Source organism: Paracoccus litorisediminis, assembly GCF_009711205.1.
GTDB lineage: Bacteria > Pseudomonadota > Alphaproteobacteria > Rhodobacterales > Rhodobacteraceae > Paracoccus > Paracoccus litorisediminis.
This window is the reverse complement of sequence record NZ_WMIG01000044.1, coordinates 1-10,725: the sequence shown is the minus strand read 5'-3', so window position 1 is coordinate 10,725 and position 10,725 is coordinate 1. Positions and strand designations below refer to the sequence as shown.

Below are 10,725 nucleotides of genomic sequence, written 5' to 3'. Positions count from 1 at the left end.
CAGCGATTTCCTCAATGTGCAGATCGGTCCCTGGGTCATGCGGCGTCACAATCAAAGCTGGACCGGCCGCAACAGACGCATCCATCGACAATAAGCGCCGTAATGGCGGCCAGTTTGACCGCGACCCGGGGGAGTGCAAATTCTTTGGTCCGACGCTATCGAGGACGGGCAGCCGACAGGCTGTCCCGATCATGTCGGCAGTGCATTCGAGGCCAGATCATCTTCCTTCGCGCGTGGCAATAAAAGCGTGTGATCTGCCAGTGCGGTTTCAATTCCGTTCTGGTCGGTAGGTAAGCCAGTAGTTTCGTGGCGGGTGAATTCGCGCTGGATATCGTAAGGTGCAGCTATTTTTATCGTCGGTCGGTACATGGTAAATTAGCGCGCAGATCAGATCGGTCGGAGCGCGGGCACCAAGGCTGTCGCGCCGGTCTCCCCAGTTTCGGAGGTGCGGCCGTTCGGTAGCCCAGTCCTACGTTCGGACCCATCCAGATCAACCCTCGACCAGAACCCTTCAAGCGCCGTCTTCTGAAGCTCCTAGGCCTTATTCTGAAGATGTGGTGAGCGAGGTCCAACGAGCCTAGGGTGTTCAGGCGGTTCAGTGCATGGCAACCGAGAGCTTTGTGGATGGCGTCGATCGACGGGCACAGCCTATGCAACCGGATCAATTCTTTCTGCAATCACAGCACCGCGTAAGTATGCGACTTCATCGACAGCAAACAGCTGCGTCTGGAGTGATCCAGCGACTAACGCCTGTGGTCTGCATTACAGACCACACTGCATGTGTCGTATTGCCCTCGATCCCATCCAATGGGAAAAAGACCATTGCAGGTCGCCAACCGCGAATGGACGTCCGGTCCAATCTGCCGGTTGGCATTTGCTTACTAGCTGGCTCTCGCGAAGCTGACTTCCTTGTCGATGCGGCGAACTCTCTTGGTGCACGGTCAGAGCGGGTGACGGGACGACGACCAAACCGGCATCCAAGAATACGATAGGTATCGTGTGGGCGCGCTGTCGCATACCGTAGTCGTCGTCGAACCAGAAAGCATGATCTGCCGTTGTTTTTCCGGCGTCGCCATTGCCGCTTGGATCTGTGGTGCGACAATGGCGACTGCATAAGATGGAAATGGTCGCTCGGACGGCCTGAATATCGTGCCCGAATAGTTGTGTGCTATCACGACCCTACGCCAGAAATACGTCTGGCCGAGGTCTGTGGACCCATCCATCCGGAAGTCGGCCACTCCGACGGGTTCACATTGCGGTATGGTGCGACGGGCCGGATAAAATCGCTTACGGTGGTGCGACGTGTTGACCTACGGGGGCAAGTCTCTCGACCGATCATCAAGTGACACTGGCGGATCTACCCGATGGCTATGCTCGGCGGCAATGCAGAGGGTTATCGAGGTTTGCGCCTAAGATGAGGAACTTCTGCAGTGCGCCCGGTTCAACGCAACGGCAGCTGATGCCAGATTTGCCATTGCGCAGAATGAGATTGAACGGCCCAGCTTTTACCTCCGGGCCTTTGGCATGCTCGTCAGGTCGGGCTAATGCGTTGCTCGATAGGCGTCCGAGCCGTTCAGCCGGGCCAACGATTCCCCCGCTGCAAGGCGCTGCCGCCATTCGATCTCTCGTGCCTCATCAGCCAAGGCGCGCTTGACAAGGGTTGGAAGTGCCTCGTCGGTCGGATCAAACCGCAACAGCCCGTTCGCGTCCCCGAACAGCAGATCGCCGCTGCGGATGATCACGCCGCCGATGATGACCGGCCCGAACAGTTCCGCACCCGGCACTTTCAACACACGCGTGGTGACGACGTTCAGCCCGCGGGCATAGACCGGCAGGCCGATCTCGCGAAGTTCCTCGATATCGGTGACGATCCCGTCGACAACGATGCCCGCTGCACCGGCAGCATGGGCGGCGCGGGCGACCATCTCGCCCACGCAGGCGACATGGTGATCCCCAGCCCGGTCGATCACCAGCACATCGCCCGCCTGCAATTCGTCCAGCACGACATGCACCGGAATGGCATCGGGCAGCGGTTGGCGCACCGTGACCGCACGGCCCAGCAGCTTGCCACCTGTCAACGGCCGAATGTCGGGCGAAACGATGCCCGTCGTCAGGTAATGTCCCAACGAGGCTGGCTGAATGCCTCGCATCGCGGCAAGCAGTTCCGCGTCCAGCGCCACCGGGTCGGGCCGGGGATGGCGGATCATGCCCGCGCCCCCTTGGCTAGCGCCGCGGCATTGCGGCAGCCCGCGTTCAGGAAGGCCATGTCATTTCCGACCAGAAGCATGTCCGCGCCCTCGTCCAGCAATTCGGAGACCTGCGCCGCCTCATAGGGGAAGCAGGGCAGCATGACCTTGATGCCGCGAGCGTGGCATTTGGCGATCAGCTCGCGCATGGCCTCGCGGACCTGAGGATGGCGCATGGCGTAATCGACCGGGATGCCGCAGGACAGCGAGTAATCGGCCGGGCCGAAATGCACGGCGTCGATGCCGGGAACGTCAAGGATGGCGTCGATCTCGGCAAAGAATTCCGGGCTTTCGGCCATGGGCACCAGCAGCGTCTCGCGGTTGGCGCGTGCGGCATATTCGGCCCAGTCAAAGCCCGGACCGCCATAATTCGCCGACCGGACCGAGCTGTCGCCGCCGCGACGACCCAGCGGTGGGAACTTGGTTGCGGCGACGATCTCGCGCATCTGGGCGGCGGTATGAACCTGTGGGATGATGACCCCCTCCGCCCCCAGTTCCAGCGCCTTGCGCAAGCCGGTCGGCGTACTGTCCGGGACGCGCACAAGGGGGGCGACCCCGGCCAGCCTTGCCGCAAGGATCATCCGCTCCATCGGCAAATCAAGGCCAAGCGCGGTGTGCTCGGCATCGATGAAGACGAAATCCAGACCCCAGTTCCCGGCGATCTCAACCGCTGCGGGCGCGCCGGAATAGACGTTCATCCCGAAGGTCGGGCGATCCAACCTGTCGCGCAGGCTCATAGCACGGCCGCCTTGGTGCAGATGGCGTAATCCTGCGGGCGGCGGTCGCGCCAGGGATGAACCTCGTAGATGCCCGGATCGCGGATGATCGACTTGACGCGGGCCTGTTCCAGCTCGATTTCGACCGAGAAGATTCCGTCATCCATACCGGCATTGATGATCTCGCGCCCGTCCGGGCCGATCACGTGGCTGGAGCCCATGAACTGCATGCCGTCATCGATGTCATTGCGGTTCGCGGACAGGAAGTAGACGAAATTCTCGGCGGCACGGACGCGGCTGAACAGATCGGGCAGGATGCGTGCGGCCTCGGGCCAGGCGGCGGGCAGGACGATCAGCTCGGCTCCTTCCAGCGCCAGGGTGCGGGCGACCTCGGGGAAGCGGATTTCGTAGCAGATGGCGATGCCGATGCGGCCGATTTCGGTGTCGAAGACCGAGGGGCCGTCGATCGGGGGAATATCGACGAAGCGGTCGCCGATCATGAAAGGCAGGTGCATCTTGTGATGCAACCCGATGATGCCCTGCGGTCCGATCAGGGCGGCGGTGTTCAGCGCCTGATCGCCGCGTCGCTGATAGAAACCCACCACGACATGAATGCCGGTGTCGCGCGCGGCGGCAAGGATCGGCTCCAGATCGCCCCGCTCGATATCGACCGCCGCCGCGACAAGGCTTTCGCGGTCGTCGAACGCGCCCCCGGTCAGGAAGCATTCCGGGAATGCGATCAGGCGGCTGCCCGAGGCGGCGGCCTCGCGCGCTTTTTCCGCGACAAGCGCCGTGGTGGCTGCGGTGTCGCCATGGACGGGCGAGAACTGGGCGAATGAGATCTTCATGGATGTCTTCCGGTAGAGGGTGAAGAGGGGCGTGCGATCCGCCCCCCGCAAGGGTCAGTCCAGCTTGAAGCCCACCGCGTCGAACACGGTCTGGGTCAACTCGGGGTCGAAGGTCGCGGCATATTTCGCGATGACCGGACGCACCGCGTCCTTCATGCCCTGCAATTCCGCCGGGTCGATCTCGGTCACGGTATTGCCCGCATCGCGGATCGACTGCAGCGCCGAGACCTGTGCATCGCGCGAGATCTGGCGTTGCTCGATCGCGGTTTCGCGGGCGACCTCGATGATCAGCTTCTGTTCATCCTCGGTCAGCTTGTCCCAGAAGGGCTTGCCGATCAGGACGATCTGCGGGTTGTAATTGTGCCGCGTGACCGAAACGTACTTCTGCACCTCGTGATATTTTGAGCCGAGGATGAAGGGCGCGGTGGTTTCCTGACCATCCACGGCACCGGTTTCCAGGGCGGTGTAAAGCTCGGTCACCGCCAGTGGCGTCGGGTTCGCGCCAAGCGCCGCCCACATGTCGACCAGCAACTGGTTCTGCTGCACGCGGATCTTCAGCCCGGAAATGTCCTCAAGCTTGTTGATCTCGTGCTTGTTGTTGGTCAGCAGGCGGAAGCCCTGTTCCCAGAAGGCCAGGCCGACCACGCCATGTTCGGGCAGCTGATCGGTCAGCTTCTTGCCGACCTCGCCATCCAGCAACCCGTCCATGACCGTGACATCCTGATAGATGAACGGCAGGTCGAGAATGCCGAAATCCTGTTCCTGCGTGATCATGTTGCCGGCGTTCCAGACCATCATCTCGACCACGCCGCCTTGCAGCGAGGACAGGACCTGCACGTCTCCGCCCAGCACGCCATTGGCGAAGACCTTGGTGTTCAGCTTGCCGCCGCTGCGCTCGGCCAATTTGTCGGCAAAGATCTGCATGCCCAGCACCGGTGGGGTGCCCGCCTGACCGGTGGCGGCGAACTTGATCATGCGGGAATTGTAGTCCTGCGCCTGTGCACCGGTCGCAAGAAGGGCTGCGGTCAAAAGACCGAGGATGGCTTTCATGTCGATATCCTTGTTGGGAGGAGGGTAGGGGGGTAGGGTCTTGGCGCCCTTTAATGAGAGATCCATGCGGCGGGGACGGTCACCAGCTCGGGGAACAGGACCAGCAGGAACAGCACCGCGACCTGCGCAAGAAAGAAGGGAAGTGTGCCCCTGAACAGAGCCTCGTATTCCATCTTGCCGACGGCGCAGACCACGTTCAGCACGGTCCCGACCGGAGGAGTGATCAGGCCGATGGCGCAGTTGATCATGAACAGCACACCGAAATAGATCGGATCGATCCCTGCGGCGGTGACGACGGGCACGAGGATCGGGCCCAGCAGCAGGATCGTCGGTGTCAGGTCCATGGCCGTGCCGACGACGATGATCAGCGCCATCAGGACAAAGACCAGCAGCTTGGGATTGTCCATGAACGGCTGGACCATGCCGATGACCTGACCGGGAATATCGGCGATGGTGATCATCCATGCCGGAATTGCGGCGGCGGCCACCAGGAACATCACGCCCGCCGCAGTCTTACCGGCGCGGAAGGTGACCTCTTTCAGGTCGTCCAGCGACAGTTCGCGATAGATGAACATGGCGACGAACAGCGAATAGGCGGCTGCGACGGCGGCGGCCTCGGTCGGCGTCACGATGCCAAAGCGCAGCCCGACGATGATGATGACCGGCAGCATCAGCGCCCAGAAGCTGTCGACCAGCGCCCGGCCCCGTTCGGACCAACTGGCGCGCGGCGTGGGGGCGACGTTTTCGGAGCGCGAAACAAAGAACCAGGTGATGGCCAGCGCCAGCGCGATCATCAGGCCAGGCGCGATCCCGGCCATGAACAGCTTGCTGATCGACAGGTTGGTGGCGACGCCAAAGACGATAAAGCCGATGCTGGGCGGAATGATCGGCCCGATGATCGAGGCCGAGGCGATCAGCCCGCCAGCGCGCTCCTTGCTGTGCCCGGCAGCGACCATCATCGGCAGCAGCAGCGCCGAAAGCGAAGCCGCATCGGCCAGCGCCGAGCCGGACAGGCTGGACAGAAGCACGCCCGCAAAGATCACGACATAGCCCAGCCCGCCGCGGCGATGGCCCAGCAGCGATTGCGCCAGAGCGATGATGCGACGCGACAGGCCGCCCGTGTTCATGACCTCGCCCGCCAGAATGAACAGCGGAATGGCGATCATCGGAAAGCTGTCGACGGCGTTCAGCAGGTTCTGGGCGATGATCTGTCCGTCGAACAGACCCATCTGCCACATGAGCGCGGCGCCGGTGATGATCAGCGCATAGGCGATGGGGGCGCCGATGGCGATGACCAGCAGCAGCGACCCGGTGAAAAGGGCAACGGTCATTTCAGCGCTCCTTGGGCCATCAGGCGCTCGGCCTCGTCTTCGTCCTCGGACACCGAAACGGTCAGCTCGTCATCGGCCAGTCGGCCGGTGAACAGCAGGACAAGCTGGGTCAGCAGGAAAAGCCCGCTCATCGCAGCGAAAAACACGCCCGCCAGATACATCGTCCCGATCGGCAGATGCGTGGCCGGAGAAATGACATGCAGGTTGATGACCATCTGCTGCCAGCTTCCGGCCAGCAGCAGCCAGGTGACGTACAGCATCACCGCATGGGTCAGCGCGAATGCCGTCCGGCGCATCGCGGCGGGCAGGCGACGGACCAGCATGTCGACGCCGATATGGCCGCGGTCGTAAAGCACCAGCAGCGCGCCGACAAAGGTCATCCAGACATAAAGCAGGCCCGAGACGCCCTCGGACAGGTAGATGCCGCTGTTGAACGCATAGCGCAGCACGACATTGGCAAAGATCAGGCAGAGCATCCCCGCCATGCAGAGGATCACGACCCAGCGTAAAATCCCAAGATAGATATTCCTGAAGGCGGTCATGTTCTCTCCGCTGTCAAAAGGAAGGGGTGTTTCCCCTCATTCCTGACAGAGGACGCGAACTTGCCATCGGCCCAAACCGCACTGTTCCGACCGCACCGCCCTTTTCGGGTCTTTATGCTGCGCGCTCTCCCTGTCGGTCTTGGTGGTATTTTAATTGTATGATGACTGTCAACATATGAATCATGCGAGCGTCAGCTTTCTGTAACGCTCAAGGCTGCCGACCAGGTGGAAGCGCATTGCTTCGCGCGCATCCAGCACATCCTGACGCTGGATGGCTTCGGCGATGCGGCGATGTTCGTCATTCATCTTGGCCAGATAGTCGCGTGTCAGATTGGGAACCGAGGCATGGATCAACTGACTGCGCGGGATGATCACCGGCCCAATGAAGGCCATGAAGCGCGGCATGTAGCTGTTGCCGGTCGCTTCGGCGATGGCCATGTGAAAGGCAAAGTCCCATTCACGGGCATTCTGAGAGAACGCGTCCAGATCTGCGGTCTGGTCAAGGTTTTTCATAATCTTGCCAAGACTTTCCTCGTCCCGGCGTTGTGCCGCCAATCCTGCGGCCTCGACTTCGACACCCAGACGCAGCTCCAGGATTTCCAGGATTTCGGCCAGCTCTCCGGTCTTTTCGGGGCTGATTTTCAGCACCCCTCCACCCCGACCCGAGACAAAAACGCCGACGCCTTGTCGGGATTCAACCAGTCCTTCCGAACGCAGATGCGCAATCGCCTCGCGGACGACGGTGCGGCTGACATTGTAGGTCTCACCCAGTTGCGCCTCGATCGGAAGCTTGTCACCAATCGCGTATTCCCCCGCCTCGATGCGCTCGACAAGATCCTTGGCGACGATGGAGGACAGGCTGTCCCGACGTTTTCTCATGCTTCCACCCATTGTTTATGATATGATGTCATACAGAAAACAACAGCTAGCGGAAAGCTAGATGTGACGTCGCGAGGCGAGGCCAACGTCCCGGGTAATTTGATGATCGTCGATACCGTAGTTGAGGGACTTGCATTCATCGTTTTGCGTTTGATCGGGCAAGTCTTGGTGAACGGCTCGGGGAAAATGGGTTTGGATCAGGTCCAGGGCCGTCGATCGCAGCATCTCGGCGGATGTCGGCAAGCGCCGAGGTCATTGACGCCGCTGGCCAGCATTTGAATGCGGGCGTAGAATGCTGACCTAGGATCCCCGAAGGGAGGATGCCATGCAATTCAGTCGCAGTCAGATTACGGTAATGCTGCCGGTCCGCGATCTTGCTCGGGCGCGCGATTTCTACGAGCGGGCGCTGTCGCTGCCAGCAGGTGAGGAACGTTTAGATGGAAAGGTGATTTATCACTGCGGCGGCACCGAGATCGCCTTGTTTCCCAAGACCGAAGGCACCAAGGCCGAACACACCGCATTGAGCTTTCGTGTCGATGACATCCGCTCAGCAATTGAGCAGCTCAAGGGCCGCGGCGTGGTGTTCTCTGAATACGACCTGCCGGGACTAAAAACGGTCGACCACATCTGTGTATTGGGCTCTGAAAAGGCCGCGTGGTTTAACGATTCCGAGGGAAACATCCTCTGCTTGCACGAGGATATTCTAACGACCCCCGCCTAGCCGCCCAAACGGCTCGCAGGCAGCTATTGGCTGTGTAGGATTGAGCAGGAAAGCGCTTCAGGAATTAAGCCGTCCGGCTACAGTTGTGAACCCCTCCCCGACATCGTGCGGTAACGGAAGCCACGATCTGACGTTTTCTGGTCTCCAAGGACGAGGAGATCAGGAATGCGGAAACGTCGGAACCATGGCGCGGGCTTCACGGCGCGCATGGCGCTGGAAGCCATGAAGGCGCGCGCAGGGTGTCGGAGCTGGCGGCCGAATAAGGCGTGCATCCGGCGATGACCCACCAAGGGAGCGAGCCATACTCCGCCATTGGTCCGAGGACAATGGCGAGCGCCTTGCTCGATGCGGCTGCGGAGGGCGGGGCAACAAGAAGCCCGCGGCGGAAGTGGATGAGGAAGCGGTTCGGGCGCGGCATGCCAGGATCGGGGAATGAGCCCGTGAGCGCCATGGGTCCGAGAGAGCCGTCGCCAACGATTTTTTGTCGCGACAGCGCAAGTCGTGGATCGGTACGTGATGAGGCATTTGAACGCCACTGGTCCGAGAGACAATGCCGAACGGGAGGATTGAGCGGGACCATCCGGCGCTGTCGATCGGGGGCGCAGTGCTTGTCGTTTGACCACGCCGGCGGGCGAGACGGAGCAGAAACTCGGGCTGATGCGGCTGATCGATCGGCAACTCCTGGAGACGCCCTTCTCCGGCGTCCGGCAGATGACCTGGCAGCTCCGGTAGTCCGTGGCTCCAGGGGGGCCGCGTCAGCCTGCAGACGAGCATGGCGTGAACCAGAAGCGCATCCGGCGACTCATGCGCGTTTGTCGGGAAAACAGCCCCCGGACTGTTTTCTGAACCTCCTCACAGTCGATCTGCCAAAAGCCCAACACCAGCAAGCCGAGAAAGGGGCGCAACACCTGTCCCTCTGGCTCGGGCAGGCTGCGGGTGGATCGCCCCGGCCAGGTCTGGTGCGCCGACGTCATCTCTCTGCCGATGCGGCGCATTCGCCGGGCTCGAACCGATGGCACCGCGATGGCGCATTTCTGTATCCGGGGGCCATCATGGACTGGTTCACCCGTAAGGTGCTGGCCTGGCGCATATCGAACAGGCTCGAGGCCGACTGTCTCGCGTCGAGGCGCTGAACGAGGCCATCCACCGGTATGGTGCGCCCGAGATCATAAGCACGGACCAAAGTTCACAGTCCACGTCCTTCGCCTGGACTGATCGGCAGCCGGATCTCGAGGAATAGCAAGGGGCGCTGGATCGACAACGTCTGCAGCGAGCGCCTGTGGCGGTCCCTGAAATATGAAGGCGTCGACCTGCACGCCTGGTAGACCGGATCTCAGGCCAAATGCGCCATCAGCCGCCGGATCGTTCGGCCGCTCTCTCGGACCGATGGTACTCGTAGCCTCACTCTACAATCACCAGCGACCCCACGCCGCCATGGCGGGCAGCCGCCCGACAGCATCGAAACCGACCGGCAGGCGCGGGCAAAAGCTTAAATCACCTCGGAAACTGTCCAAAAAAATGGGGGGTAGTTCAAGTTGCCATACGCCGGGCGTTCTTAAACTTGTTGAAACAGCGCTCGACCAAGTTGCACCGGCGATAAGGCGAACGGTCCACACCAACACGCTTTTTGCGGGCTTTGCGCATCGGGATGACGGGCTGCATGTCGCGCGCTTCCATGTTCGCCCTGATGCTATCGGCGTCATGGCCACGATCCGCAGGCAACGTCCTTGGCGGGGGTAGGTTTTCTGTCAGGACAAGATTGAAACCGAGATAATCGGATGTCTGGCCCGGCGTGATTCCGGTCCTCATGGGCAGTCCATGCGCCTTGACGAGGAAGTGGAGTTTGGTCGCGAGACTATAGGTGGTCCAGTGGGAAAACGATCCACCGGATCGTTTTCCCACTGGACGCACCAAAGCGGCCGAAACCCTGTTGGGGGCGCCCTTTAGCGCCCGCTGCCTAAGGGTGGGCGCGGATCACGGTGCTGTCGATCATGTGCAGGGTGTCCGGCGCAGCCCGCTCTTGTTCAGGGCATTTATGGTCTTCTCTCACAGCCCCACCAACGTCCAGCACCTAAACTGACGATAGACGCTCGATCATTTGCCTACCCCCGATAGGTCGCGTTAGAGGACTCCGGTTCGAAAATCCAGAAAATCCTATCAAGAACAAGGCAGTGATCGGATGGTTTGCGTCCGTTCGGGGCGCGGACAGCCAGAATGAAACGCTCAAAAAACACCCGCCGCTCGTCCGATATCAGGTCTTATACCTGCCCTGCCTACCAATTTTGGACCATCTAAAGCCGGAGTTTCCGGCCTTGGCCATGGCGGCGGGCTGGTGACGCCGCCGGGAAAGTGCAGCGCGCTCGGGACGTTGTATCCGATGGCGCTGTGGGGT

The 10,725-nt window shown here is 61.3% G+C and carries 9 protein-coding genes and 1 pseudogene; 2 read left to right on the top strand and 8 right to left on the bottom strand.

The annotated features are described in order from the left end of the window. Window positions 1-1,541: 1,541 nt before the first annotated feature. From GL300_RS25705 to GL300_RS25675, 7 genes are all read right to left on the bottom strand, one after another. Window positions 1,542-2,207: an RraA family protein gene (locus GL300_RS25705; RefSeq protein ID WP_155042524.1), complete on the bottom strand. Its 666-nt coding sequence runs from the start codon at window positions 2,205-2,207 to the stop codon at window positions 1,542-1,544. Beyond that, window positions 2,204-2,983: an HpcH/HpaI aldolase family protein gene (locus GL300_RS25700; RefSeq protein WP_155042523.1), complete on the bottom strand. Its 780-nt coding sequence runs from the start codon at window positions 2,981-2,983 to the stop codon at window positions 2,204-2,206. Before GL300_RS25700 ends, GL300_RS25705 begins: the two co-directional genes overlap by 4 nt. Next, on the bottom strand, window positions 2,980-3,810 hold the full coding sequence (locus GL300_RS25695; protein WP_155042522.1) for a carbon-nitrogen hydrolase family protein: 831 nt from the start codon (window positions 3,808-3,810) through the stop codon (window positions 2,980-2,982). The genes GL300_RS25700 and GL300_RS25695 overlap by 4 nt, the downstream gene beginning before the upstream one ends. Before the next feature lie 54 nt (window positions 3,811-3,864). After that, a complete protein-coding gene (locus tag GL300_RS25690; protein ID WP_155042521.1) occupies window positions 3,865-4,860 on the bottom strand; it encodes a DctP family TRAP transporter solute-binding subunit in 996 nt (331 codons plus the stop codon). Window positions 4,861-4,910: 50 nt separating this feature from the next. Next, a complete protein-coding gene (locus GL300_RS25685) occupies window positions 4,911-6,191 on the bottom strand; it encodes a TRAP transporter large permease subunit (protein WP_155042520.1) in 1,281 nt (426 codons plus the stop codon). Further along, window positions 6,188-6,733, bottom strand: coding sequence for a TRAP transporter small permease (locus GL300_RS25680; protein WP_155042519.1), 546 nt, complete (start codon window positions 6,731-6,733; stop codon window positions 6,188-6,190). Before GL300_RS25680 ends, GL300_RS25685 begins: the two co-directional genes overlap by 4 nt. A gap of 180 nt (window positions 6,734-6,913) precedes the next feature. Then, window positions 6,914-7,612 carry a FadR/GntR family transcriptional regulator gene (locus GL300_RS25675; protein WP_155042518.1) on the bottom strand — a complete coding sequence of 233 codons (699 nt, stop codon included), beginning with the start codon at window positions 7,610-7,612 and terminating at the stop codon, window positions 6,914-6,916. 102 nt (window positions 7,613-7,714) lie between these two features. On the opposite strand from GL300_RS25675, the gene GL300_RS25670 reads away from it, so the two are divergent. Both GL300_RS25670 and GL300_RS25665 read left to right on the top strand, forming a co-directional pair. After that, window positions 7,715-7,891 (top strand): hypothetical protein, encoded by a 177-nt coding sequence (locus tag GL300_RS25670; RefSeq protein ID WP_155042517.1) that lies wholly within the window; start codon window positions 7,715-7,717, stop codon window positions 7,889-7,891. Window positions 7,892-7,937: 46 nt separating this feature from the next. Further along, on the top strand, window positions 7,938-8,333 hold the full coding sequence (locus GL300_RS25665) for a VOC family protein (protein ID WP_155042516.1): 396 nt from the start codon (window positions 7,938-7,940) through the stop codon (window positions 8,331-8,333). 1,533 nt (window positions 8,334-9,866) lie between these two features. Here the strand turns inward: GL300_RS25665 and GL300_RS27015 are convergent. Further along, window positions 9,867-10,588: pseudogene (locus GL300_RS27015) on the bottom strand (IS5 family transposase); the annotation flags it as partial. Between the last annotated feature and the right edge of the window lie 137 nt (window positions 10,589-10,725).